Source organism: Actinoplanes sp. NPDC051861 (assembly GCF_040681145.1).
GTDB lineage: Bacteria > Actinomycetota > Actinomycetes > Mycobacteriales > Micromonosporaceae > Actinoplanes.
This window is the reverse complement of sequence record NZ_JBFAYE010000018.1, coordinates 1-25,242: the sequence shown is the minus strand read 5'-3', so window position 1 is coordinate 25,242 and position 25,242 is coordinate 1. Positions and strand designations below refer to the sequence as shown.

Sequence of the window (25,242 nt, the reverse complement as noted above, 5' to 3'; positions counted from 1 at the left end):
CTCAGCCGCGTGGTGGCGGGCATGCGACCCCCGTCCTCAGCCGCGTGGTGGCGGGCATGCGACCCCCGTCCCTCGGCCGCGTGGTGGCGCTTGCGAGCTCGGTCCTCAGCCGCGCAAGGGTGCGCACGCGATTTCCTTCAGCCCGGCGGCCGGAGTCACCGAAGCCCGGAAGCCGAGTTCGGCGGTGGCGCGGGCGGGTGAGGCGACCACGTGCCGGACGTCGCCGAGTCGATAGCGGCCGGTCACGACCGGCCGCGGTCCACCGAACGCGTCCGCCAGCGCCTCGGCCATGTCGCCCACGCTGATCGGATGGCCCGAGGCGATGTTGAACGCGCGGAACCCCGGCCCGGCCGACAGCGCCGCCACGTTCGCCGCCGCGACGTCGCTGACGTGCACGAAGTCCCGGCGCTGGAGTCCGTCCTCGTACACTTGTGGCGCTCTTCGGCTCTCCAAGGCCGACCGGAAGATCGCCGCGACGCCGCTGTAAGGCGTGTCCCTCGGCATCCCCGGCCCGTAGACGTTGTGATAGCGCAGAGCCGCCACCGCGCCGCCGCACTCGCGTGCCCACACCGCAGCGAGATGCTCCTGGGCGACCTTGGTGGCCGCATAGACGCTGCGCGGGTCGAGTGGCGCATCCTCCTCCACGAGGCCGGCGTTGAGCGTGCCTCCACAATCCCCGCAGACCGGGTCGAATCGGCCGTCCGCCAGATCTGCGGGCTCTCGGGGCGCGGGACGAACCGGTCCGTGTTTCTCGCAGTGGTAGGAACCCTCCCCGTACACCACCATTGAGCTCGCCAGCACCAGCCGCGTGACGGATGCCTCCGACATGGCGGCGAGCAGGACCGCGGTGCCCAGGTCGTTGCAACCGACGTACTCGGGAAGGTCGTCCGGCCCGGCGCCGAGCCCGACCAGCGCGGCCTGGTGCACGACCGCCTCGACGCCGTGCAGCGCGAGGCGGACGGCTTCCCGGTCGCGCACGTCGGCGTGGTGCAGCCGCACGCCGTCCGGAACCTGCGGGGGCTCGCGGTGGGCGGCCGGATGGGAACAGTCCAGAACGGACACGTCATGGCCCGCGGCGAGCAGCGCGGCGGTCACGTGCGAACCGATGAAACCGGCTCCACCGGTCACGAGGATGTGCGTCACGACGGCGACCGTAAACCCGTCACGGCACCTCGGCAGCGGTTCGCGGCGATCCGTCAGCGGTTCGTAAGGACTGTCGCCGACGTCCGCGTTCTGTAAGATTTCGAGCCGCTGACCAGGTCTAACGTCCCGGCCATGACCGATGTGGTGTTGCCCTGCCTGAATGAGGCCGCCGCGCTGCCGTGGCTGCTGTCACGGATGCCGCCCGGCTACCGCCCGATCCTCGCCGACAACGGCTCGACCGACGGTTCCGCCGAGTTGGCTCACGACTTGGGCGTACGAGTGATCAACGTGCCACAGCCCGGCTACGGAGCCGCCGTCCACGCGGGCGTCCTCGCCGCCGACCCCCGCAACGGCGTCGTCTGCGTCCTGGACGCCGACGGCTCGTTCGACCCGGCTCAGCTTCCCCGAGTCGCCGACCCGGTGATCGCCGGCGACGCGGACCTGGTCTGCGGCCGCCGCCGCCCCACGACCGCACGCGCCTGGCCACTGCACGCACGCCTCGGCAACGCCGTCCTGGCCCGCCGGCTCCGCCAGGACACCGGCCTGCCGGTACACGACATCGCCCCGATGCGCGCCGCCCGCCGCGACGCCCTGCTGGCCCTGGACCTGCGGGATCGTCGCTTCGGCTATCCCCTGGAGCTGCTGCTGGGCGCCGCCCGGGCCGGCTGGCGGGTGCGCGAGGTGGATGTCGCTTACGGCCCGCGGGCAGCCGGCACGCGCTCCAAGGTGACCGGCACGGTGCGCGGCACCCTGCGCGCCATCCACGACATGCAGGCGGTGCTCACCCGATGATCCAGCTCTTGGTGATGGCGAAGGCGCCGGTGCCGGGCCGGGTCAAGACCCGGTTGTGCCCACCGTGCACGCCGGAGCAGGCGGCGGCGATCGCGGCGGCCGCGCTCGCCGACACCCTGGACACCGCAGGCGCCGTTCCGGCCGTGCGGCGCACGCTGGTGCTGGACGGGGACCATCCGGTGCCGCCCGGCTGGTCGTGCGTGCCGCAGCGGGGTGCGGGGCTGGGTGAGCGGCTGGCCAACGCATACGCCGACACCGCTTTGCCGGGCGTGCCGTCCCTGCTGATCGGCATGGACACCCCGCAGGTGACCGCCGAAGCACTGACCCACGCCGCCCTCGCGCTGCGGGAGTTCGGAACAGTGCTGGGCCCGGCCGCCGACGGCGGCTGGTGGGCGCTGGGCCTGACCGAACCGTCCCAGGCCGCCGTTCTGGCCGCGGTGCCGATGTCGACCACGGCGACCGGTGCGCTCACCGTCGCCGCCCTGCGCACCCTCGGCACCGAACCGGCGCTCCTCCCGCCCCTGCGTGACTGCGACACCGCCGCCGACGCGCTCGCGATCGCCGCAATGTGCCCACCCGGCGCCCGCTTCCCCGTTGCTGTCGCCGGTCATCTGCCTGTCCCTGACGTCTCCGTGGGGAGGGCGCGATGACGGCCACGGTTGTCTGTCCCGAGGAGCGGGCCGCGCTTGATGTCTATGACCGGGCGCTGTCGCGGGCGGTCACCGGTGAGGACGCACGGCTTGTGCTGCGGGCTCCCGGGGGACGGGAGCACCGTGTGGACGCGGCCGGTTGGTGCCGCCCGCACCGCGACGGTGACGACGGGTTGCTCGACCGGTGCACCGGCGCGACGCTCGACGTCGGCTGCGGGCCCGGCCGGCTGACACGTGCGCTGCTGGCCCGCGGCCGGCCCGTGCTCGGCGTCGACGTCAGCCGGATCGCCGTCGGCCTGGCCCGGGCCCGTGGTGCCCCGGCCCTGCGCCGCGACGTGTTCGCGCCGTTGCCCGGTCAGGGCCGCTGGGAGCATCTGCTGCTCGCCGACGGCAACATCGGCATCGGCGGCGACCCGATCGCCCTGCTGCGCCGATGCCGGGAACTGCTCGCGCCGCACGGCCGCCTGCACACCGAGCTGGAGCCGCCGGGCAGCGGCACCTGGTCGGGCGGCGCCACCCTGCACGACGACCACAGCGCCCCGGGTGCCCCGCTGCGCTGGGCACAGGTGGCCGCCGGCGAACTCGCACCCCTCGCCCGCGCCGCGGGTCTGCGCCCGCGCGCTTCCTGGACGGAGGCCGGCCGATGGTTCACCACCCTCGCCCCCGCGTGACCCAGCCGATCAGCCGTAAGAACCTGAGCCGGCTGCGAACCTGGCTGTTCTCGCCGCCGGAACGGCTGCGGGCCGGGCCGTTGCGCGCGGGAGCGTTCCCGTCGCCGCTGCGGTCGGTACGGCTGACGAGCCTGCTCGGTGTCGCGCTCGGGGCCGCCTTCGCGGTCTGCATGGTCACCGGGGTGCTCAGCCACCTGATTCAGCACCCGCCGGGCTGGTTCGTGTGGCCGGCCCGGCCCGCTGGGCTCTATCGGTTCACCCAGGGTCTGCACGTGGCAACGGGCCTGGCCACCGTCCCGCTGCTCGGCGCGAAACTCTGGTCGGTCTACCCGCGCCTGTTCACCTGGCCGCCGCTGCGCGGTGCCGGGCACGCCGCCGAGCGGCTGTCGATCGCGGTTCTGGTCGCGGCGTCCCTGTTCCAGGTGGTCAGCGGGCTGCTGAACATCGCTCACTGGTACGCCCCGATGCCGTTCTTCTTCACCACGGGCCACTACTGGGCCGCCTGGCTGGCCGTCGGCGCGCTCCTGACACACGTCGGCGTCAAACTGCCCGTCGTGCGCGAGGCCCTGCGCCACCCGGCCGCCGGCAACACGGACCGCCACCCGGCCGCTGGCGACGTGGGGCGCCGGCAGGTGCTGACCGGTGTCGCAGCCGCCGCCGGGGTGATCACGGTGGCCACGGTCGGGCAGACATTTCGCCCGTTTGCCGCTGTTTCGGTGCTGGGGCCTCGCCGTCCCGGCGACGGGCCGCAAGGTCTGCCGGTCAACCGGACCGCCGCGGCGGCGGGGGTCCGGGACACCGCCACCTCGCCGGGATACCGGCTCGTCGTGACCGGATTCGGGCATACCGTCGCCCTCAGCACGGATGACCTCGCGTCGATGCCGCAGCACACCGCGGTCCTGCCGATCGCGTGTGTCGAGGGGTGGAGTGCGGTCGGCACCTGGTCGGGTGTGCGGCTGCGTGACCTCGCGGCTCTGGTCGGGGCGGATCCGACCCGGTGCGAGGCCGTGGTGGAGTCCCTTCAGGCCGGGGGCCGATATCGGACGTCGGTGGTTGCCTCGTCGCATCTGGCCGCGGGCGACACGCTGATCGCCACCGGTCTCGGTGGGGAGCCGCTGGCACTCGACCACGGCTATCCGGCCCGGCTGATCGCACCCAACCGGCCCGGCGTGATGCAGACGAAATGGGTCAGCCGGATCACCCTTCGGAGCACCCGGTGAGGCGCGGGCTGATCGTTTCGGGCACGCTGATCATGGGGTACGCGGTGATCGGCGCGCTGGGGGCGGACCCCGCGGGGATGTTGCTGTTCGGGCTTGCCGTGCTGGTGGTGCACGACTTCGTGTTCCTGCCCGTGGTGCTTGCCACGGGTGAACTGATCCGCCGTACCGTGCCGCCGGCGTGGCAGGCCACCGTGCGACTGGTAGCGATCATCGACGTGACGGTCCTCGTCGTGGCGCTGCCGCTCGTGCTCGGCCTCGGCCGCGACGCCGGTAATCCGACTGTGCTGCCCCGCCCGTACACGATGGGCTTGATCTTGATTGTGGTCCTGACCGGCGTGACCGCCGCACTGATCCGTAAGGGATTCGAAAGGTCGCGCGGGCGTCCGCGGAAGTAGCCTGCCAACTGTGAGCCACCTGGTGCTGGTCGTCGACGACGACCCCACGGTCAGCGATGTCGTGCGCCGCTACCTCGAACAAGACGGCTGCCGGGTGCGCCTGGCCGCCGACGGGCTCGCCGCGCTCGCCGCTGTCGACGCCGAACGTCCCGATCTGGTCGTGCTGGATCTGATGCTGGGCGGGCTGGACGGCCTGGAGGTGTGCCGGCGGCTGCAGCGTGACCAGCCGGGTCTGCCGGTGGTGATGCTGACCGCGCTGGGTGAGGAGAGCGACCGGGTGCTCGGGCTGGAGGTGGGCGCCGACGACTACGTGACCAAGCCGTTCAGCCCGCGCGAGCTGACCCTGCGGGTGCGCTCGGTGCTGCGCCGCACCGCGCCGGTGGCCTCGCCGCGACCGGCGCTGCTGCGCGACGGTGACCTGGTGGCCGACACCGGGCGGCGCACCGCGGAAGTGGGCGGGCGGCCGCTCGCCCTGACCGTCCGCGAGTTCGACCTGCTCGAATTCCTGCTGCGCAACCCGGAACGGGCCTGGTCACGCGCCGAACTGCTGGACCGCGTGTGGGGCTGGCGGTTCGGTGACCAGTCGACCGTGACCGTGCACGTACGCCGCCTGCGGGAGAAGATCGAGACCGATCCGGCGGCCCCGGCACGGCTGGTCACGGTCTGGGGCGTCGGCTACCGGTACGAGCCGGCCCAGCATGCGTGACATCCTGCTGATCGGCCTGTACTCGCTGGTCGCCGGCGCCGTCGTCGGCCTCGCCGGAGCGGCGGTGATGCGGCTGGTGCGCGGGCGGTCGATCACCGTGCACGTGTGCGTACTGCTTGCCGTCACCGTGGCCGCTGTGGTGGCCGGGGTGGCGACCGTGGCGCAGGCCATGTTCCTTTCCGGTCACGACCTGCAGGTCGTGCTGGTCACGGTCGCGGCGTCCGCCGTCGTCAGCCTGACCCTCGGTGTGGTGTTCGGGCGCCGGCTCGCCTCCGCCGCGATGTGGGCGGCGCAGGCCCGCGAGAACGAGCGCCGGATGGAGGCCGGCCGGCGTGAGCTGGTCGCCTGGGTGTCGCACGACCTGCGTACACCCCTGGCCGGCCTGCGCGCGATGGCCGAGGCCCTGCAGGACGGGATCGTGGCGGACCCGGCCGGGGTGGCCGACTACCACGCCCGGATCCGCGCCGAGACCGACCGGATGAGCGGGCTGGTCGACGACCTGTTCGAGCTGTCCCGCATCCACGCCGGCGCGCTGCGCCTCATCCCGACCGACCTGCCACTGGGTGACGTGGTCTCGGACGCGGTCGCCGGGGTGGCGCCGCTGGCCATGGACCGCGGCATCACCGTCGAGGCCGCCCAGAGCGGCTGGCCGGTGGTGACCGGAGGCGCCGCGGAACTCAACCGGATCGTCAACAACCTGCTGACGAACGCGCTGCGCTACACCCCGGCACACGGAACCATCCGGATCGAGGCGGGGCGGGAACCCCGGGAGATCTGGCTGTCGGTGTCGGACACCTGCGGCGGCATCCCGGAGGAGGATCTCCCGCGGGTGTTCGACGTGGCGTTCCGGGGGACGCGGGCACGCACCCCGGACGGTGCCGGCGGAGGAGGGCTGGGCCTGGCCATCGTGCGGGGCCTGGTGGAGGCGCACGGCGGGCAGGTCCGGGCACGCAACATCGGCGGCGGATGCCAGTTCGAGGTACGCCTGCCAGCATGACGGCCGGCGCCGCGTTTCGGTGCGCCGGCAACGGGAATCAGGTGGTGCATGTTCCCCGCTGAGAACCTGCGTGACTGGCGCGGTCAGAAGGTCGTCGACCCGGACGGCGACAAGATCGGCGACCTGGAGGCCGTCTACGTCGACACCGCCACCGACGAGCCGAGCTTCGCCACTGTCCGCGTCGGATTCATCGGCCGCCACCGGCTGGTCTTCGTCCCGTTGCAGGGCGCGACGGTCCGCCCGGACGCCGTGCGCGTTCAGTACGGCAAGAAGCTGGTCGGCGACGCCCCGAGCATCGACGTCGACGGGGAGCTCAGCGCGGCGGACGAGCCGGGGATCTTCTCGTACTACGGGTTGCCGTATCAGGTCGGCGCGGGCGGTGCCCGCCGGATGGCCCGCCGCTGACCTCCGGCACACCGTCAGGTGGTGAAGACTGTGAAGGCGACCTGATGGAGTGTGCCGCCCGCGCGGAACTGCAGGAACAGGCGCTTGTCGCCGCGTTCGGCGAAGGCGGCGTGGAAGGCGAGGACGCTGTCGGGGGGTGGGCCGCCGGACAGCAGCGGGTGCAGGTGCTTGAGGGCCTGCGTACGCACCTCGAAGTTGGACAGGTGGGCGTAGGCGTCCAGGTACGGTTCCAGCACCGCGGGACGGCCGTCGCGCAGTACCTGGAACTGCAGCGCGGTCTGCGTGCCCGACGTCAGGTCGGCCGTGCCGTCGAGGCGGCGGACGGTGTACGGGCCCGACCGTGCCTCCGCGCGCGGGGCGGGAACCGGGACCATCGTCGTGTCCCCGGGGATGACGAACGGGACGCCGAGCACGGTCGGGTCGGCGCCGGCCGGGCGATCGTTCGGGACGAACTCGATGTACACGCGGTAGGCGCCACCGTCCGTGATGGTCACCGGCGCTGTCCAGGAGCCGTCGACGACCCGGGGATGCAGGTGCTGATAGCCGGACAGGTCGTCGCGTAGCACGTACATGTGCATGGGTTTCGAATGCACCTGGCGGAAGTCGGCCGTGGGGCCGCTGACCCGCAGGGTGACGGTGCCGGGGCCGCGCCGCGTGGGCAGGCTGAGCGCCTCCGCGCGGAAGCCGTCATAGGCGTCGGAGAGCCCGTCGCTGTGGTAGGCGACCGGTGACGGCGCCGGTGCGGGTGCCACGTCCGGGCGGCTGTCGAGGAAGAGGTAGGCGGCACCGAGAAAGCCCGCGAGCGTCACCGCCGCCGTGAGACGGCGGCGGTGACCGGGCCCGGACCCGTTCAGCTCACGGCCGCCGTTCCGGTGGGCTTCACCAGGAACAGGCCGACGCCGATGCTCTGCACCGCGACCACGCCGTTCTTCAGGTACGGCAGGACCATCCAGCTGCCGCTGTAGCCGCTGGCGTTGGACGCCGGGTCGACGTCGAAGTAACCCACCTCGGTCAGCTTGGCCGAGGCGGCGGTGGTGGTGTCCAGGACCCGCAGGCCGCCGCGGTAGGCCGCCTGGAAGTGCCGGTTGCCGACCGTGTAGCCGTTGTGGTTGACGAACTCACCGCGTACGGCGACGTCCTTGCCCACGTATCGCACGGCGTCGAGCCGTTCGATGTTGTAGACGAACTCGGGGCTGCCGCCGCGGGTGCTGATCGTCTCGTCATTGACGATCATGTGCTTGTAGTCGCTGGTGGCGAAGCCCTGGTGGATGAAGCTGGCGCCGGGGTGGGTGACGCTGGACAGCACCGTGATGTTCGCCTTGTCGGTGACGTCGAGGACCTGGAACCGCCGGCCCTGGCCGGTGAAGTTGAACGCGATCTCCCTGCCGGTGTAGCGGGTGTCCGGGCCGGCGTAGTTCACCACGACCGACTCGTGCGAGTAGACCTCGCGCGAGTAGCACGCCACCTGCCGGAGGCTCAGCGGCGTCTTGATGTCGTAGATGGTCAGGCCCTTGCTGCAGGTGTTCGCGCCGGAGACGTACAGGAAGCCGGTGCTCTGGTTGATCCACAGCGTGTGGCTGTTGGTCAGGCCGGTGAAGCGGGCGTCCGCGGTGAACGTCTGCGGGGTGGTCACGCCGCGCAGCTTGTTGAGGTCGAAGATCTGGATGCCGTGCGAGACCGAGTCCTTGCCGATGTACGCGTAGTTCCGGTACGTGCGGATGTCGCACCACGACGAGCTGAGCCCGTTCGCAGCCGGCAGGTTCCCGAGGTACCGCGGGTTGGACGGGTCGGTGACGTTGACGAACGAGACACCGTTGGACCGGCAGTACAGGATGTACTCGTTGCTGTCCCGGGTGTCGGTCCAGTACCACATGCTCGACGAGCCGCCGCCGCCCAGCGCGGACTGCGGCAGGAAGCTGAGCAGGTCGACGTTCTTGCACGGATACCGGTCGGCCAGGCCGTTGACGCAGGTGATCGGTGCGCCGGCGAGGCGTTCGCCGCTGCGCCAGGTGGGCTCGTAGATGCGGAGCAGCTCCGCCTGCTCGGCCCTGCCCTCCGGGGTGTCCGGGTCGTGGGCGGTGGCCGGCGGCCCCGCGAGCGCGAGCAGCAGGAGCGCGGTGGCGGCCAGCGTGATGCGACGTACTCCTCGGAGCATGGTCATGCCTGAACGCTAGGTAAGCAATTTACGACGGTCAATATACCGTTTGCCCCACTGCTTCAGCGGTATATGCCCAGCAGCGCGCGGGAGGCCGCCTCGACGATCTCCTCGGGAGCGGCTTCGAGGGTGCCGTCCAGCCACGCGGTGACGAGCTCGGCCATGCCGCCGATGAAGAGCATGCCGCCGATCTCGTCCTCGTTCGGGCTGCGGCCGGGAGCGGCCAGGAGCTTTCGCGACTCGAGCGCCGACTGGTGCGCGAGATGACGGAGCAGTTCGGTGCGGCGCCGGCGCAGCTTGGGTACGGCCACGGACTCCACGATCGCGACGCGGCCCTTGCGCGGGTCGTCGAGAAGCAGTTCGAGGAACGCGCGCACGGAGGCGCGTACCCTTGCCGCCGGCTCCTCCCCCGCGGCGTCCGCCGCGGCACGGCTGGTGGTCTCGATCTCCGCCGCGATGGTGTCCATGACCGCTTCGAGGAGCGATTCGAGGCCGGTGAAGCTCTCGTAGAAGTACCGCTCACTCAGCCCCGCCTCGGCGCAGACCGCGGTCATCGTGGTCCGCGTGCCCGGATCGGCCCAGACCGTGAGGGCGGCGGCGAGCAGCCGGGACCGGCGCTCCGCCACCCGCTCGGCGGCGCTGACGCCCCGGTAGACACCCGCCCGCACCGCCATGAGGCCAACCATGCCACAAGGGACACCGAAGGTTGACAGGGCGCACTTCCCGAATAACGCTGGGCGGAACGAGGACGCCACCGCGAGGTGAGCCAATGACGGCCGAAACTCGGGAACCGCTCCGCCTGCCGGACCTGCGCCGCGACGATCGCGGCCTGCCCTGGATCGGCAACATCTTCAACTACCAGCGGGACCCGGTGGGGTTCTACCGGCGCCACTGGGAGCACTACGGCGCGGTCGCGCCGTCGTACATGCTCGGCAAGAGAACCGTGATGCTGCTCGGCCCGGACGCCTGCGGCGAGGCGCTGCAGAACCGGGACAAGGCGTTCGCCAACAAGCCCGCCTGGTCGCAGCTGGTCGGCCCGTTCTTCCACGGCGGCCTCATGCTCATCGACTTCGACGACCACCACGCGCACCGGCGGATCATGCAGGAGGCGTTCACCCGGGACCGCCTCGACGGATACACCCGCCGGCTGCACCCGGCCATCGAGCGGGGTACGGCGAACTGGGCGGCGGGCCGGGAGTTCCCGGCGCACTGGCGCCTCAAGCAGCTCACCCTCGACATCGCCGCCGACCTGTTCATGGGCGGCGCACGTGACACCGGCGAGGCCGAGATGGCCCGGATCAACCGGGCGTTCATCGACTGCGTGCAGGCCGCCGCCGGTGTGGTCCGCGCCGACGTGCCGTTCACCCGCTGGGGCCGCGCCTACCGCGGCCGCCGGGTGCTGGAGGAGTTCCTGCGGGGTTACCTGCCGGCCAAGCGGGCGACGCCGTCCGACGACATCTTCTCGGTGCTCTGCCACATCGAGACCGAGGACGGCGACCGGTTCTCCGACGACGACGTCGTCAACCACATGATCTTCCTGATGATGGCGGCGCACGACACGTCGACGATCACCACCTCGACGATCCTGCAGTACCTCGGCCAGCACCCGGCGTGGCAGGAACGCTGCCGGGCCGAGGCGATGGCGCTCGGGCCGGAGCCGGGCGCGGCCGAGCTCGAGTCGCTCGTCTCGATCGACCTGGTCATGCGCGAGGCGCTGCGCCTTCGGGCTCCGGTGCCGGTGCTGGTCCGGTACACCGTCAAGGACACCGTCGTGCAGGGCGTCCGCGTCCCGGCCGGGCTGCTCTGCTCGCTCGGCCTCCAGTTCACCCACCTGATGGAGGAGTACTGGACCAACCCGGCGGTCTTCGACCCCGAGCGCTTCGCACCCGGGCGCCGCGAGGACCGCTCGCACCGGTTCGCCTGGGAGCCGTTCGGCGGCGGCGTGCACAAGTGCATCGGCATGCACTTCGCCGGTCTGGAGGTCAAGGCGATCATGCACCGGCTGCTGCGCGGGTACCACTGGAGCGTCGACCCCGGCTACGTCGCGCCGCTCGACCAGCACGCGCTGCCGTTCCCCAAGGACGGCCAGCCGATCGTCCTGGTCCGGAACTGAGCAGCGGTCATGGCCGACGTCAGCGCGTACCGCCCGGCCTGGCTGACCGGTGCCAGGCTGGCCTCGCTGCGGCGCTGGGTCGCGGTTCCGGTCTCCGGCGGCGACGGCACGACCACGGCGATCGCGCCGTTCGACGCCCGGCCGGCGGTGCCGGTGCCGGCCTGCACACCGGCTGACGTCGAGGAGGCCGTCGCCCGGTCGCGCATCGCGCAGCAGAGGTGGGCGGAGCTTTCGTACGCGGCCCGCGCCGAAGTCGTCCTCCGCTTCCACGACCTGCTCGTCGAACGCCAGGACGAGGTGCTCGACCTGATCCAGTGGGAGATGGGCAAGGCGCGCTTCCACGCCTGGCAGGAGGTCCTGCTGCTCGGCAACGTGACCCGCCACTACGCCCGCCACGGGCAGTCCTACCTCCGGGACCGCTCGGTGCGCCCGGCGATCCCGGTGGTCACCCGGGCGCGGGAACTGCGGCTGCCCAAGGGTGTCGTCGGGATCATCTCGCCCTGGAACTATCCGCTCTACCTCGGTGTCGGTGACCTGATCCCGGCACTGCTGGCCGGCAACACCGCCGTCGGCAAGGCGGACGAGCAGACACCGCTGACCCTGCTGTGGGCCCGTGCCCTGATGGCCGAGGCGGGCCTGCCCGAGCACGTCTGGCAGGTCGTCTCCGGCGACGGGCCGGTGATCGGCTCGGCCGTCGCCGACACCGTCGACCACCTCTGCTTCACCGGCTCCACCGCGACCGGGCGGCTCGTGGCCGAGCGCGCCGCCCGCCGGCTCATCGGCACCTCGCTCGAGCTCGGCGGCAAGAACCCGCTCATCGTCCGCGCCGACGCCGATCCGGACATGGCCGCCCGGGGCACCGCCGAGGCCGCGTTCGCCAACAGCGGGCAGATGTGCATCCACATCGAGCGGGTGATCGTGCACGAGGACGTCTACGGCGCGTTCACCGCCGCGCTGCTGGCCGCCACCAGCGGGCAGCGCCTGGGACAGGGCTTCGGCTACGACTACGACGTCGGGCCGCTCGCCGGCCGGGCCCAGCTGGACCGGGTCGAGGCGCACGTACGGGACGCGGTCGCCAAGGGCGCCACCGTACTCGCCGGCGGCCGGGCGCGGCCGGACATCGGCCCGTACGCGTACCAGCCGACCGTCCTGGCCGACGTCACCGAGGACATGGACGTCTGTCTCGGCGAGACGTTCGGGCCGGTCATCGCGCTGCACCGGGTGAACGGTGACGCGGCCGCGATCGCCGCGGCCAACCTCGGCCGGCACGGGCTGTCCGCGAGCATCTTCAGCGCGAACACGGGTGAGGCCGAGGCGATGGCCCGGCGGATCCGCGCCGGTGCGGTCAACATCAACGACGGGGCCGGACTCGCGATCGGCACCGTCGAGGCGCCGATGGGCGGGCGCGGGGACAGCGGGCTGGGCCGCCGCCACGGCGCGGAGGGCATCCGCCGGTTCACCGACGCGCAGACCGTGGCCGTCTCCCGCCTCGGCCCGGTCGGCCCGCCGCCCGGTGCGCGGGCCGAGTCGTTCGTGACGCTCGGCAACAGACAGTTGAGGCTGCTGCGGCGGCTCGGCATCCGGTGAGGTGTGATGGACTTCGACGACACTGCGTTCGAGGCGGACTGGCGTGCCTCGGTGCGCTCGTTCCTTTCCGGGCAGAAGCCACCCTCCACCCGGGAAGCGGCTCGGGCCTGGCAGGCTGCCCTCCATGACGCCGGATTCGTGGGCGTCACCTGGCCGGTGGAGGCCGGTGGCCGCGGCGGCACCCCGATGCAACAGGCGATCGTCGACCAGGAGATGGCACGTCTCGGGCTGCCTCCGCTGATCAACCTGATCGGCATCGGCATGTGCGGCCCGACCGTGATCATGCACGGTACGGACTCGCAGAAGGAGCGCTACCTCAAGCGGCTGCTGCGGGCCGACGACCTGTGGTGCCAGCTGTTCAGTGAGCCGGAGGCGGGTAGCGACCTGGCGGCGTTGCGTACCCGGGCGGTCCGCGACGAGGACGCCGGCGGCTGGCGGATCAGCGGGCAGAAGGTGTGGACGACTCTCGCGCAGCTCGCCGACTTCGGGATCCTGCTCACCCGTACCGACCCGGACGTGCCCAAGCACCGCGGGCTGACGATGTTCGTGGTCGACATGCGGGCACCCGGTGTCACGGTACGGCCGTTGCGGCAGATGAACGGCGGGGCGGACTTCAACGAGGTGTTCTTCGACGACGTCGCCGTACCCGACAGCGAGCGCCTCGGCGACGTCGGCGACGGCTGGCGGGTGGCGCTGACGACGCTGATGAGCGAACGGCTCTCGCTCGGTGGCGGCGGCACCGCGATCGGGCCCAAGCCGGAGACGGTGGCCCGGCACGTCGCCGAGCACATCGGCGCGCTGCCGGCCGACCGGCAGGCGCTGGCCCGCCAGGAACTCGGCCGCGGGTACGTGTCCGCGCTCGGCGCCCGCTACACCGGATACCGCCAGCTGTCGAAGCTGAGCCGTGGCGAGTTCCCCGGCCCGGAGGCGTCGGCGGGGAAGCTGAGCGGCACACAGTCCGCGCGGGACCTGGCCGACCTCGCGGTTCGCGTACTCGGTGGCGACGCCCGGGTCGCCGTCACCCGCGACGGTGACGGCACGTGGCAGACGATGCAGGCGGTCCTGCCGGGAATGGCGATCGCCGGCGGCAGCGACCAGGTGCTGCGCAACATCATCGGGGAGCGGGTCCTCGGCCTGCCCGCCGAGCCCCGCGCCGACAAGGACGTCACGTTCAAGGAGAGCCTCGGATGAACTTCGACCTGGACCGGGAGCACCTGGACCTGGCGGCCGCCGCCGGGGAGTTCCTGGCGGCCTCGGCCTCACCGGCGGCGGCCCGGGCGGCACTCGACGACGGCGCCGGCATCCGGCCGGGCCGAGCGGAGCTGGTCAAGAGCGGCTTCGCGACGATCACCGTCCCGGAGAGCGGTGGCACCGTTCTTCAGCTGGCGGTGGTGTCGGAGCAAGCCGGGCGGGTCCTGGCCGGGCCGTCGATGGTGACCTTCGCACGGGCGGCGGTGCTCCTGGAGGATGACGAGGAGCGGCTGGCGGGTCTCGCCGACGGCAGTCTTGCCGTCGCGGTGGTCGACGACGGCGGGCCGGTCCTGGACGCGATCGGTGCGGACACCTTCCTGGCGCTGCGCGACGGCGATCTGGTCTGCGGGCCGGGCGAGGTCGTGGCCCGGGAGCCGATCGATCCGACGCGCGGTCTGGGTGACGTCACTCTAGACAAAACCATCATTTTGGTACGCGACGCCGACGCGCGCTGGCGGCGGGCCGAACGGGTCGGGCGTACGATCCTTGCCGCCGAAGGCCTGGGCGCCGCCGGCCGGCTCCTGGAGATCGGCGTCGAGTACGCGAAGCAGCGCCGCGCGTTCGGCCGGCCCATCGGTTCCTACCAGGCGATCAAGCACATGCTCGTCGACGTCTACGTCGAGGTGGAACAACTGCGGTCACTGGTCTGGTGGGCCGCCTGGGCCGCCGACCGGGCACCCGCCGAACTGCCCCTGGCCGCCGCCGCCGCGAAGGCCGCCGCGGCCACCACCCTCGAACACGCAGCCGAGGCGGTGATCCAGGTGCACGGCGGCATCGGGTTCACGTGGGAGCACGACGCACACCTGTACTGGCGGCGCGCCAAGGTGGACCGGTTCCTCCTCGGCGACGACGTGGCGGCCTTCGACGAGGTCGCCCGGCTCGCGATGGAGGCGGCACGATGAAGCACAACCTCGCGGTTCTCGCCGAGAACGCCTACGAGCGGCTCGGCGACTACGAGTCCCTGTTCTTCGAGGGCCGGTGGCTGACCTCCGGCGAGATCTACCAGCGGTCGGCGCGGGCGGGCGCCGGGCTGAGCGCGCACGGCGTCGCGCCGGGCGACCGGGTGATCGTGATGACGATGAACACGCCGGAGGTGTTCATCGCGTACCGGGCGATCTGGCGTGCCGGCGCCGTCGTCACCCCGGTGATCTTCCTGCAGAGCGTGCCGGAGCTGCGGCACATCCTCACCGACTCGGGCGCCACCGCGGCGATCATCAGCCCCGAGGTGGCCGAACTCTTCCGCGCCGCCGCCGAGGGCCTGCCGATCACGACGTTCGTCATCGGCTCGTCCTATGCCGACCTGGAGACCGGCGAGCCGGCCGGCATCGTGGCGCGCGCCGGCGACGACGTCGCGGCGCTGCTCTACACCGGCGGCACGACCGGCCGGGCGAAGGGCGTCATGCTCAGCCACCGCGGGCTGTGGGAGTCCGGCCGTGGCCTGGAACTGGCATCCCGGTCGACGGACGCCACCAGGTCGCTGCTGCCGCTGCCGCTGTCGCACGCGTACGGCCTGATCGTCGTCATCGCGGGCCTGCACAGCGAACGCCGCCTCGTCTCGGTCCTGCAGCGCTGGTTCGACCCGGCCGGGTGGCTGAAACTGGTCGCCGAGCACCGCCTCGAAACCAGCCCGGTCGTCCCGACCATGCTGCAGGTGTTGCTCGCCCAACCGCACGGCGACTACGACCTGTCCTCGCTCGTCTCCTTCGGATCGGGCGGCGCCACCCTGCCGGCCGCGATCCGCGCGGCGGCCGAGAAGGCCTTCGGCGTGACCGTTCTGCAGGGTTACGGCTGCACCGAGTCCAGCGCGGTGATCTCGGCGGAGTCGGTCCTCGAACACCGCGCCGGCAGCGTCGGCAAGCCACTCCCGCACTCCGAGGTGGCCATTCTCGACCTGACCGGCAAACCCGTGCCGGCCGGCGAGGACGGCGAGATCTGCGTCCGCGGCGCGGGGGTGATGCTCGGCTACTGGAACGATCCGGAGCTGACCGCCCAGACCGTGCGCGACGGATGGCTGCACACCGGCGACATCGGCCACCTCGACGACGACGGCTACCTCTACGTCGTCGACCGGATGAAGGATCTGATCATCCGCGGCGGCTTCAACGTCTTCCCGCGTGACGTCGAGGACGTGCTGCTCGAACACCCGGCGGTGCAGATCGCCGCGTGCGTCGGCAGACCGGACGAGGAGAACGGCGAGGAGGTGGTCGCCTTCGTCCAGCTCGCACCGGGCCAATCCGTGACCGGCCCGGAACTCGTCGAGTTCGCCAGCGAGCGGATGGCCAAGTACAAATACCCCCGCGAGGTCACCGTCCTGGACAGCGTTCCACTGACCAGCGTCGGAAAGATCAACCGCAAGGCCGTACGCGATCTGCTGAGGAACCCCCGATGAGCCGCCGCATCGCCGGCATGGCCGTGATCGTCACCGGCGGCGCGCGCGGCATCGGCCGCGCCACCGCCCAGCGCCTGGCCCGCCTCGGCGCCTCGGTAGCCGTCGGCGACCTCGACGCCGACCTGGCCGCCACCACCGTCGCACCCTTCGGCGACCGGGTGGCGTCCGCCCGCCTGGACGTCACGGACCCCGCCTCCTGGAGCGACTTCCTGTCCGAGGTGGACCACCTGGGCCCCTGGGACGCCCTGATCAACAACGCCGGCATCATGCCGCTCGGCTCCCTGCTCAAGGAACCCGACCAGCTCACCCGCACCATCTTCGACGTCAACGTGTTCGGCGTCATCAACGGCACGAAGGCGGTCGCACCCGGAATGATCGACCGCGGCCGCGGCCACATTGTCAACGTGGCGTCGGCGGTGGGCCGCCTGGCGGTCGCCAACGCCGCCACCTACTCGGCGTCGAAGTTCGCGGTGGTCGGCTTCAGCGAGGCCATGCGCGCCGAACTGGCACCGGCGGGCGTGGACGTCACGCTGATCCTCCCGACGGTGGTACAGACCGAACTGTCCGCCGGGGTCCCGGCGGCGAAGGGCGTCAAGCCGGTCACCCCCGGCGACGTGGCCAAGGTGATCGAGTCGGCTCTGCGCAAACCACGGGCGGAGATGTGGGTGCCCCGCTGGGTGCAGGGCCCGACGAAGCTCACCCAGGCACTGCCCCGCCGCGTCGCCGACACCCTCGACAGACTCTCCGAAGCCGGCAAGGTCCTGAGCCGAGCCGACACAGCAGCCCGCGAGACCTACGAACAACGCGCCCGCCGCAGCACCTCCGGGACACCGTAGAACCCGTGCATGCGAAAGGGCGCGCCCCGCCTTCGTTGCGGGGGCGCCCTTTTCAGCGGTGCCTGTCACTCAGGACAGGCTAGAACCAAACTTTTCGGCCACCGACCGGGCGGCCGACCGCACCGAGGATCCAGAGCACCGCACCGATCACCAGGAGGATGATGCCGATCGTGTACAGGATGGACACATTCAGAAAGATGCCCAACAGCAGAAGGATGAGTCCCAGTACCAGCATGACTTTGCTCCGTTTCGTCGGCGGGCATCTCCCGCCGACCTCCTGGTACCCAGCCCATCGAAATACCAATCCGTTTTGATGTCCGGGCTCCCGGACGCGTACCCGGCCCGCGCCGCTGCCAGGCCGCCGGTGAGCGCCGAAAGCGACGGACCGGCCGAACCGGCCACAGACATTGTTATGGATCACTGGATTTGGCAGTGTGCCAGGAGATGCCGACAGTGACGGTCGCCGATGGCTGCCGCGCTGCGGTGGTTCTTCGGAGGGGGGTCCGATGACCCGGCGGCGACGGCAGATATTCATCGGAACACTGATCGGTGCCCTGGTGGCCACCACCGGAGTGGTCGGGGTGCACCTGGCCGGGGCCGCGGTGCCCGCGGCGAGCGCGGCCGCGGCCGGCGGCGGGGAGATGCCCCGCGCCCTCGGCGGCCACCTCGCGGCGATGCGGCAGGCCGGGCCCAACCACGGGGTCCTGGACAGTCCGGGCGCGCTCGGGCTGGGCGAGTTCGACGAGCGGGCGTTCCCGGCCGAGACCATCAAGGTCGCCCAGGTGGACCAGTCGCGGACGGCGTTCAGCGCGGCCGACAAGCGGTCGGCGCCGCAGGGCCGGATCCGGCAGAACCGCTGGACGAACGTCGGGCCCAGCGAGGCGCTCTACCCGTTCACGGAGTTCCGCAACGCCTTCAACTACGTTCCCAACGAATACGTCGCCGGCGGCCGCACCACGTCGATCGCGGTCGACCACCGCTGCCGTCCCGCCGTCTGCCGGGCCTACATCACCCCGGCCGGCGGCGGCGTCTGGGCCACCCCGAACCTGCTGGCCGAACGGCCGAGGTGGGCGTACCTCGGCGGGCCGCTGGGCATCAACGCGGCCGGCTCGGTCACCATCGACCGCAACGACCCGACCGGGCTGACCATCTACGTCGGCACCGGCGAGGCCAACATCTGCGCCTCCGGCTGCGTCGCCGGCGTCGGGCTCTACAAGTCCACCAACGGTGGACTGACCTGGCAGGGCCCGCTGGGCAAGAAGGAACTGGGCGGCAAGGGTCTCGGTGAGATCGTGGTCGAGCCGGGCAACCCCAAGGTGCTGTACGTCGCCACGACGACCGCCCTGCGCGGCATGTCCAGCGTCTGCTGCAGCGGCATCACCCGCCCGGTGCCGGACGCCGCGAAGTGGGGCCTCTACAAGTCCACCGACGGCGGCAAGAACTGGCGGTTCCTGCACAACGGCTCGGCCGACCCGGCCCAGTGCACCGGCAGCACCGAGGAGTGGACCAACAACTCGACCTGCTCGCCGCGCGGCGTACGGCACGTCGAGCTCGACCCCGGCGACAGCCGGATCGTGTACGCCTCGTCGTACGCGCGCGGCATCTGGCGCTCCCCCGACGCCGGCGCCACGTGGACCCAGATCAAGCCCTCGCTGGCACCGACCGTCTTCCAGACCCGCGCCTCCTTCGACGTGACCGAGCTGCCCAACGGCAAGACCCGGATGTACGTCTACGAGGGCAACACGGGCACCCCGTACTCCCGGCTCTTCCGCAGCGACGACGTCGCCGCAGGCACCCCCGCGTTCCAGGACCTGACCAGCGCGAACGTGGCCGACCCCGGCTACGCGACCTACAACCAGTGCGGCGCACAGTGCTGGTACGACATGTTCGTGCACACCCCCGACGGGCACCCCGACATCGTCTACACCGGCGGTTCCTACGTCTACGGCGAGACGATCGCCAACAAGCGGGCGGTGGTGCTCTCCACCGACGCCGGGGTCAGCGGCACCGACATGACCTTCGACGGCACCGACGAGCTGCACCCCAACGGCCTGCACCCGGACCAGCACGACATTGTCGTGAACCCGCGCAACCCGTTCCAGTTCTTCGAGGCCAACGACGGCGGCATCTCCCGCTCCAGCGGCGAGTTCGTCGACCGGTCCGACTGGTGCGACGACCCGCAGCGCGCCCTCAACCCCGCGCAGCTGGCCCGCTGTCAGCAGATGCTCTCGCGCATCCCGTCCCGGCTGGACGACGTCAACGACGGCCTGTCCACGCTGCAGTTCATGAGCCTGTCGGTGAGCCCGCACGACGTGAACCTGTTGCAGGGCGGCACCCAGGACAACGGCACCTGGGAGAACAAGGGCGAGCGGCGGCGCTGGCTGAACACCATCATCGGTGACGGCGGGCAGTCCGGCTGGGACGTCGCGCGGCCGGAGTTCCGGTTCCACACCTTCACAGGTGTGCAGATCGAGGTGAACTTCAACAACGGCGACACCGGCAGCTGGATCTACGTCGGCGAGCCGATCGACGCGCAGCCGAACACCCAGTTCTACGCGCCGGTGATCAGCGACCCGAAGGTGAGCGGCACGATGTTCGCCGGCACCGGCCTGACCGTGTACCGGACGAAGACGTCCGGCCTCGGCACCCGCACGCTCGAGGAGGCGAACCGGATCTGCAACACCTGGACCGGTACGTTCGAGGAGCAGTGCGGCGACTGGGCGCAACTCGGCCCGACCGCCCTGAACGACGTGCTCTGGGGTGACAAGGCCGGCGGCGCGGTCGCGGCGATCGAGCGCTCCCCCGCCGACGCCTCGACCGCCTGGGCGGCCACCACCACCGGCCGCGTATTCATCTCCCGCAACGTGGATGCCGAACCAGCCTCCGCGGTGCAATGGACCCGCATCGACGACGACCGGCAGCTGCCGACCCGCTTCGTCAGCAGCATCTACCCCGACCCGCGCAACCCCGCACGGGCCTGGATCTCCTACAGCGGGTTCAACTCGAACACCCCGGCGACGCCCGGGCACGCGTTCGAGGTGACCGTCGCGGCGAGCGGGGCCAGCACGTGGACCGACCGGTCGTACAACCTCGGTGACCAGCCGCTGACCGACCTGGTCCGCGACGACGTGACCGGCGACCTCTACACGGCCACCGACTTCGGCGTGCTTCGACTGCCCAGCGGGACGACCACCTGGGTGCGCGCCGCGGGCGGAATGCCCAACGTCGAGGTCACCGGGCTGACGGTGGTGCCGGGCAAACGCATCCTGTACGCCGCGTCGCACGGCCTCAGCGCCTGGAAGCTGGACCTGAGCAAGTAATGCCGTCGAGGTGGTGGCGCACGCTCGGTGCGGTGTTCGTGCTGCTCGTGTTCGTGCCACCACTGCTCCTGCTGGTCTCCGGCTCGCTCACCGAGCCGGGCCAGCCGCCACCGCCGACCCCGCGGCTGCTGCCCGATCCGCTGTCAGCCGCGGGGTACGAGCAGGCCTGGACGCTCGGCGGGCTCGGCCGGGCCACGCTCAACTCGGTGCTGGTGGCGGTGGTCGCGGTGCCGCTGAGCGTGCTGGTCGCCGCGTGGGCCGGGTTCGCGCTGGCCCGCTCGTCGCAGCGGGTCGTCACCGTGGTGGCCGCCGCGTCGCTGCTGGCACTGATGGCTCCGGCCACCGCGCTGCTGCTCCCCCGCTTCGTGATCTTCCGGTTCCTGGGTCTCACCGACACCCTGGTCCCGCTGATCGCGCCGGCCCTGCTCGGCGCCTCTCCGCTCTACGTGCTCGTCTACTACCTGGCGTTCCGCGGCCTGCCCGCCGACCTGTACGACACCTGCCGGCTGTCCGACCTGACCCCGGCACAGACCTGGTGGCGTTTCGCGCTGCCGGTGGCCCGCCCGGTGACGGCCGCCCTGACCGCGCTGAGCTTCATCCTGACCTGGTCCAACTTCCTCGACCCGCTGGTCTACGTCTACGACCGTGACCTGTTCACGCTGCCGCTCGCCCTGCGGTCGCTGTCGGTGCTGGACCCGACCAACTTCCCGGTCTTCCTGGCCGGTGCGGTGGTGGCCACCCTGCCACCGGTGATCGTCTTCGTGCTCGCCCAGCGGTGGTTCCTCCGCTCCGACTCCCTCAGGAGATGAGACTTGCGACGACTTATTGCCCTCCTGCTGTGCGCCGCACTGGCCGCCTGCGGTTCCACCAGCGCCGATGATGACGGCGAACCGGTGCGGCTGCTGGTGTTCGGCGCCCCGGAGGAGCTGGAGGCGTACCGGACCCTGGTCGGCTCGTACAACAAGCCGGTGCAGCTGGTCGAGGCTAGCGACCGCGAGGATCTCCTCGCGAAGCTCTCCACGTCGATCGCCGGCGGCTCGCCGCCGGACCTGTTCCTGATGAACTACCGGTTCTACGGCCAGTTCGCGGTCAAGGACGCGATCGAGCCGCTCGACGAGCGCATCGCCGCGTCCGGCACCATCGACCCGGCCGACTACTACCCGGTCGCGATGGACGCCTTCAAGTGGCAGGGCAAGCAGCTGTGCCTGCCGCAGAACGTGTCCAGCCTCGCCGTCTACTACAACCGCACCCTCTTCGAGAAGTACGGCGTCGCGCTGCCGAAACCCGGCTGGACCTGGAACGACATGCTCACCACCGCCACCGCGATGACCCGCGACGCCCGCGGCGGAGTCATCCGGGCCACCGAGACCGAGGGTGCACCGCAGCGACCGGCTGTGCACGGGCTCGGCATCGAACCGTCGATCATCCGGCTGGCGCCGTTCGTCTGGTCCAACGGAGCCGACATCGTCGACGACCCGGCCCGCCCGACCCGGCTCACCCTGGACTCGCCGGGTGCGCGGGAGGCCCTGAAGAACCTGATCGACCTGCGCCTCGCGTACGGGGTGGTGCCGACCGACCAGGAGGTCGAGGCGGAGGACGACGAGTCGCGCTTCGTCAACGGCCGGCTGGCCATGCTGCTGTCGTCACGGCGGTCCACCACCACCTTCCGGTCGATCACCGGCTTCGAGTGGGACGTGGCGTCGCTGCCGATCTACCAGCAGCCGGTCGGCGTCCTGCACTCGGACGCCTACTGCCTGACCCGCGGCAGCAGCAACAAGGACGAGGCGTGGAAGTTCCTGGAGTACGCGATCAGCGCCGAAGGTCAGGAGATCATCGCCGCGACCGGGCGGACCGTCCCGTCGCACATCGAGGTCTCCACCAGCCCGGCCTTCCTCGGCCCGGCGCAGCCGCCGCGCAGCGCCAAGGTCTTCCTGGACGCGATCCCGACCGTGCGGGCGCTGCCGACGGTGTCGACGTGGCCGGAGATCGAGGACGTGACCGGGGGCATCCTGGAGAACGCCTTCTACCGGGGCGACCGGCTGGACGTGGTGATCCGGCAACTCGACGAACAGACGCGCCCTCTGTTCGCGCGGGCCGAACATCCGCGATGATCGCTGGATGACGGACGCCGGGCTGGTGCTGGAGGGAGTCTCGGCGGCCTATCGGGACACGCGTGTGCTGCACCGGCTCGACCTGGAGGTCCACCGCGGCGAACTGCTCGTCGTGCTCGGGCCCTCGGGTGCCGGCAAGAGCACGCTGCTGCGGCTGGTCGCCGGGCTGCACCCGGTCGACGAGGGGCGGGTGCTGATCCAGGGGCGCGACGTCACCGGGCTGCGCCCGGGGCGGCGCAACGTGTCGATGGTGTTCCAGTCGTACGCGCTCTTCCCGCACCTGACCGCGCTGGACAACATCACCTTCGGCCTGGAGGTGCGTGACGTCTCCCGCGCAGCCGCCCGGGACCGGGCGCGGGCCGCGGCCGCCTCGGTGGGCTGCGCGCACCTGCTCGACCGGCGACCCGGGCAGCTGTCCGGCGGCGAGCGGCAGCGGGTCGCGCTGGCCCGCGCGCTGGTCCGCGAACCGGACCTGTTCCTGTTCGACGAGCCGCTGTCCAACCTCGACCCGGAACTGCGGGTGGAGACCCGCGGCGAGCTGAAGGCTCTGCACGCCCGGCTCGGGGTGACCTCGGTGCACGTCACCCACGACCAGACCGAGGCCCTCGTCCTGGCCGACCGGATCGCCGTGCTCCGCGACGGCCGCCTCGAACAGCTCGGCACGCCGGACGAGATCTGGCGAACCCCGGCGACGGTGTTCGTGGCCCGGTTCGTCGGTTCCCCGGCGATGAACCTGGTCCCGGCCGGCGGCCCGATCGTGCCGTCGGGCCTGCCGGAGCCCTGTGCCGGAGACCACCTCCTGGGCTTCCGCCCCGAAGCGGTGCGCCTCACCACCGCCGCGGCGGAGCCGGAGTCCTTCCCCCTTCCGGCCTTCGACGCGGCGGGCACGGTCGAGCGGGTGGACGTGGTCGGTGAGGACGCTTACGCGTACATCCAGGTCTCGGACCACGTGCTCACCGCGCGCGTCCCCGCAACCGCGAGGCCGGCACCCGGCGACCCGGTCGGGGTCGGCGTGCGCTGGGCCGACGTGCACGTCTTCGACGCCGGCTCCGGCCGGCGGGTGCCGGCGCCGTGAGGCCGGACCGGGGTCACGGCCAGCTCCGGCTCATGCTCGCCCCCTACGTGCTGGGGCTGGTCGTGCTGGTGCTCGGCCCGTTCGTGATCACCCTGGCCCTGGCGTTCACCGACTACGACCTGATCCGGCCGCCGGAATGGACGGGAACCGGGAACTTCGCCGAGCTTGCCGATGATCCGATCTTCCGGACCGCACTGGTCAACTCCTTGGTCTTCGCCGCGATCGCGGTGCCGCTGCGGCTGCTGATCGCGCTGGGCCTGGCCCTGCTGCTGCACCGGCGCGCGGTGGCCGCCGGCCCGGCACGGACCGCCGCGGTGCTGCCCGCGGCGGTCCCGGAGATCGCCTACGGGCTGCTCTGGCTGTGGCTGCTGAACCCGCTCCACGGACCGATCAACCAGGTGCTGACGATGGGCGGGCAGAACGGGCTGACCGTCCTCGGGCGCACCCCGCCGCTGTGGCTGACCGACCCGGTGGACGCGCGTGCCGCGATCATCCTGATGAGCCTGTTCACCATCGGCGAGACCTTCATCATCCTGCTCGCCGCGCGCCGGGCCCTGCCCCGCGACGTCTACGAGCTGGCCGCCCTCGAGGACGCCACGGGCTGGGACGTCCTGCGCCGGATCACCCTGCCGCTGATCGCGCCGGTGCTGGGCCTGCTGCTGGTCCGGGACGTGATCCAGAGCCTGCACTTCTCCTTCGTACCGGCCCTGGTGGTGACCGACGGCGGCCCGCCGCCCTACGCCACCACCTACATCCCGCTGTTCGCCTACCGGACCGCGTTCGAGTACCTGCGGTACGGCTACGCCGCCGCCGCGACCCTGGTCATGCTCCTGCTGACGGTCGCCGCGGTGGCCGTGCAGTGGCGGCTGCTGCGGCGTTACCGCCGTTTCCACGACAGGTGAGAGGCGGGAGCCGGGAGTGCACGGCCGCCGTCCAACCCGTATGAAGCTCATGCGACGCCTGCCGGCCCTGTTGCTCGCCGTCGGGCTGCCTGCGGCCGTGAGCGCCTGCGGCGCCGATCAGCCACCACCCACCGCCACCGCAGCGCCGACGGGAGTGCCGTCCATGCCCCCTTCCTATCCGCCACCATCCTCCGGGGAGGTGCCGGGCGGCCTTCCGTTCGGCGAGCGCAACCTGACCGGCGTGGTGGAGCGCTCCGGGTCCTGCACGATGCTGCGCGTCGGCGAACGCCTGTGGAGCCTGACCGGCACGCCGGTCACCGCCCTGCAGACCGGCGCCGAGGTGGCGGTGAGCGGGCAGGTGACCACCCCGGACCCCGCCTGCGCCACGGACGTCACCCGCGGCCTGGTCGTCCACCGTGCCACGCCGGTCTAGATGTTGTGACCGAAGACGTTGTTCACACGGCCAGTCGAGTGATCGGTGGGTGTCCTCCGAGGGCTGAGTGGCTGCGTGCAGTGTTGTAGTA

General features: G+C 71.6%; 25 protein-coding genes. 20 read left to right on the top strand and 5 right to left on the bottom strand.

What is annotated here, in order from left to right; genetic code table 11:
• Positions 1-105 precede the first annotated feature (105 nt).
• Entirely contained in the window at positions 106-1,143 is a 1,038-nt protein-coding gene (locus AB0M02_RS34150) for an NAD-dependent epimerase/dehydratase family protein (RefSeq protein ID WP_364234552.1), read from the bottom strand.
• 132 nt (positions 1,144-1,275) lie between these two features.
• Here AB0M02_RS34150 and AB0M02_RS34145 point away from each other — a divergent pair, with 132 nt between their 5' ends.
• From AB0M02_RS34145 to AB0M02_RS34110, 8 genes are read left to right on the top strand one after another with little or no spacing between them, the layout of a single operon-like run.
• Positions 1,276-1,935 carry a glycosyltransferase family 2 protein gene (locus AB0M02_RS34145; RefSeq protein ID WP_364234551.1) on the top strand — a complete coding sequence of 220 codons (660 nt, stop codon included), beginning with the start codon at positions 1,276-1,278 and terminating at the stop codon, positions 1,933-1,935.
• Positions 1,932-2,585: a DUF2064 domain-containing protein gene (locus AB0M02_RS34140; protein ID WP_364234548.1), complete on the top strand. Its 654-nt coding sequence runs from the start codon at positions 1,932-1,934 to the stop codon at positions 2,583-2,585. Before AB0M02_RS34145 ends, AB0M02_RS34140 begins: the two co-directional genes overlap by 4 nt.
• Complete coding sequence (locus AB0M02_RS34135; protein WP_364234546.1) at positions 2,582-3,256, top strand: class I SAM-dependent methyltransferase; 675 nt, start codon at positions 2,582-2,584, stop codon at positions 3,254-3,256. Before AB0M02_RS34140 ends, AB0M02_RS34135 begins: the two co-directional genes overlap by 4 nt.
• A complete protein-coding gene (locus AB0M02_RS34130; protein WP_364234544.1) occupies positions 3,253-4,476 on the top strand; it encodes a molybdopterin-dependent oxidoreductase in 1,224 nt (407 codons plus the stop codon). The genes AB0M02_RS34135 and AB0M02_RS34130 overlap by 4 nt, the downstream gene beginning before the upstream one ends.
• Positions 4,473-4,871 carry a hypothetical protein gene (locus AB0M02_RS34125; protein WP_364234542.1) on the top strand — a complete coding sequence of 133 codons (399 nt, stop codon included), beginning with the start codon at positions 4,473-4,475 and terminating at the stop codon, positions 4,869-4,871. The genes AB0M02_RS34130 and AB0M02_RS34125 overlap by 4 nt, the downstream gene beginning before the upstream one ends.
• Positions 4,872-4,881: 10 nt before the next feature.
• A complete protein-coding gene (locus AB0M02_RS34120) occupies positions 4,882-5,577 on the top strand; it encodes a response regulator transcription factor (protein ID WP_364234540.1) in 696 nt (231 codons plus the stop codon).
• Positions 5,570-6,574, top strand: coding sequence for a HAMP domain-containing sensor histidine kinase (locus AB0M02_RS34115; protein ID WP_364234537.1), 1,005 nt, complete (start codon positions 5,570-5,572; stop codon positions 6,572-6,574). The genes AB0M02_RS34120 and AB0M02_RS34115 overlap by 8 nt, the downstream gene beginning before the upstream one ends.
• Positions 6,575-6,622: 48 nt before the next feature.
• A complete protein-coding gene (locus AB0M02_RS34110; protein ID WP_364234535.1) occupies positions 6,623-6,979 on the top strand; it encodes a PRC-barrel domain-containing protein in 357 nt (118 codons plus the stop codon).
• Positions 6,980-6,993: 14 nt separating this feature from the next.
• Here the strand turns inward: AB0M02_RS34110 and AB0M02_RS34105 are convergent, their stop codons facing one another.
• The 3 genes from AB0M02_RS34105 to AB0M02_RS34095 are packed head-to-tail and all read right to left on the bottom strand — an operon-like array spanning position 6,994 to position 9,808.
• Positions 6,994-7,788, bottom strand: a complete 795-nt coding sequence (locus AB0M02_RS34105; RefSeq protein ID WP_364234533.1) for a hypothetical protein — start codon at positions 7,786-7,788, stop codon at positions 6,994-6,996.
• Between the two features lie 41 nt (positions 7,789-7,829).
• A complete protein-coding gene (locus tag AB0M02_RS34100; RefSeq protein ID WP_364234532.1) occupies positions 7,830-9,140 on the bottom strand; it encodes a choice-of-anchor B family protein in 1,311 nt (436 codons plus the stop codon).
• A 56-nt stretch (positions 9,141-9,196) separates the two neighbouring features.
• The gene (locus AB0M02_RS34095; RefSeq protein ID WP_364234531.1) at positions 9,197-9,808 is read right to left on the bottom strand and encodes a TetR/AcrR family transcriptional regulator; all 612 of its coding nucleotides are present in this window, start codon (positions 9,806-9,808) and stop codon (positions 9,197-9,199) included.
• 95 nt (positions 9,809-9,903) lie between these two features.
• On the opposite strand from AB0M02_RS34095, the gene AB0M02_RS34090 reads away from it, so the two are divergent.
• From AB0M02_RS34090 to AB0M02_RS34065, 6 genes are read left to right on the top strand one after another with little or no spacing between them, the layout of a single operon-like run.
• Positions 9,904-11,247 (top strand): cytochrome P450, encoded by a 1,344-nt coding sequence (locus AB0M02_RS34090; protein WP_364234529.1) that lies wholly within the window; start codon positions 9,904-9,906, stop codon positions 11,245-11,247.
• A gap of 9 nt (positions 11,248-11,256) precedes the next feature.
• Positions 11,257-12,834: a succinic semialdehyde dehydrogenase gene (locus AB0M02_RS34085; RefSeq protein WP_364234526.1), complete on the top strand. Its 1,578-nt coding sequence runs from the start codon at positions 11,257-11,259 to the stop codon at positions 12,832-12,834.
• Positions 12,835-12,840: 6 nt separating this feature from the next.
• Positions 12,841-14,025, top strand: a complete 1,185-nt coding sequence (locus tag AB0M02_RS34080) for an acyl-CoA dehydrogenase family protein (RefSeq protein WP_364234524.1) — start codon at positions 12,841-12,843, stop codon at positions 14,023-14,025.
• Entirely contained in the window at positions 14,022-14,987 is a 966-nt protein-coding gene (locus AB0M02_RS34075) for an acyl-CoA dehydrogenase family protein (RefSeq protein ID WP_364234522.1), read from the top strand. The genes AB0M02_RS34080 and AB0M02_RS34075 overlap by 4 nt, the downstream gene beginning before the upstream one ends.
• Positions 14,984-16,474: an AMP-binding protein gene (locus AB0M02_RS34070; protein WP_364234519.1), complete on the top strand. Its 1,491-nt coding sequence runs from the start codon at positions 14,984-14,986 to the stop codon at positions 16,472-16,474. The genes AB0M02_RS34075 and AB0M02_RS34070 overlap by 4 nt, the downstream gene beginning before the upstream one ends.
• A complete protein-coding gene (locus AB0M02_RS34065) occupies positions 16,471-17,310 on the top strand; it encodes an SDR family oxidoreductase (protein WP_364234516.1) in 840 nt (279 codons plus the stop codon). The genes AB0M02_RS34070 and AB0M02_RS34065 overlap by 4 nt, the downstream gene beginning before the upstream one ends.
• A gap of 79 nt (positions 17,311-17,389) precedes the next feature.
• Here AB0M02_RS34065 and AB0M02_RS34060 read toward each other — a convergent pair whose 3' ends face one another.
• Complete coding sequence (locus tag AB0M02_RS34060; RefSeq protein ID WP_364234514.1) at positions 17,390-17,545, bottom strand: hypothetical protein; 156 nt, start codon at positions 17,543-17,545, stop codon at positions 17,390-17,392.
• 271 nt (positions 17,546-17,816) lie between these two features.
• On the opposite strand from AB0M02_RS34060, the gene AB0M02_RS34055 reads away from it, so the two are divergent.
• From AB0M02_RS34055 to AB0M02_RS34030, 6 genes are read left to right on the top strand one after another with little or no spacing between them, the layout of a single operon-like run.
• A complete protein-coding gene (locus AB0M02_RS34055; protein ID WP_364234512.1) occupies positions 17,817-20,630 on the top strand; it encodes a sialidase family protein in 2,814 nt (937 codons plus the stop codon).
• Positions 20,630-21,439 (top strand): carbohydrate ABC transporter permease, encoded by an 810-nt coding sequence (locus tag AB0M02_RS34050; protein WP_364234510.1) that lies wholly within the window; start codon positions 20,630-20,632, stop codon positions 21,437-21,439. Before AB0M02_RS34055 ends, AB0M02_RS34050 begins: the two co-directional genes overlap by 1 nt.
• 24 nt (positions 21,440-21,463) lie before the next feature.
• Complete coding sequence (locus AB0M02_RS34045) at positions 21,464-22,741, top strand: sugar ABC transporter substrate-binding protein (protein ID WP_364234867.1); 1,278 nt, start codon at positions 21,464-21,466, stop codon at positions 22,739-22,741.
• 7 nt (positions 22,742-22,748) lie between these two features.
• A complete protein-coding gene (locus tag AB0M02_RS34040) occupies positions 22,749-23,816 on the top strand; it encodes an ABC transporter ATP-binding protein (RefSeq protein ID WP_364234508.1) in 1,068 nt (355 codons plus the stop codon).
• A gap of 32 nt (positions 23,817-23,848) precedes the next feature.
• A complete protein-coding gene (locus AB0M02_RS34035) occupies positions 23,849-24,718 on the top strand; it encodes a sugar ABC transporter permease (RefSeq protein WP_364234865.1) in 870 nt (289 codons plus the stop codon).
• 49 nt (positions 24,719-24,767) lie between these two features.
• Complete coding sequence (locus AB0M02_RS34030) at positions 24,768-25,151, top strand: hypothetical protein (RefSeq protein WP_364234506.1); 384 nt, start codon at positions 24,768-24,770, stop codon at positions 25,149-25,151.
• The last annotated feature ends 91 nt before the right edge of the window (positions 25,152-25,242 follow it).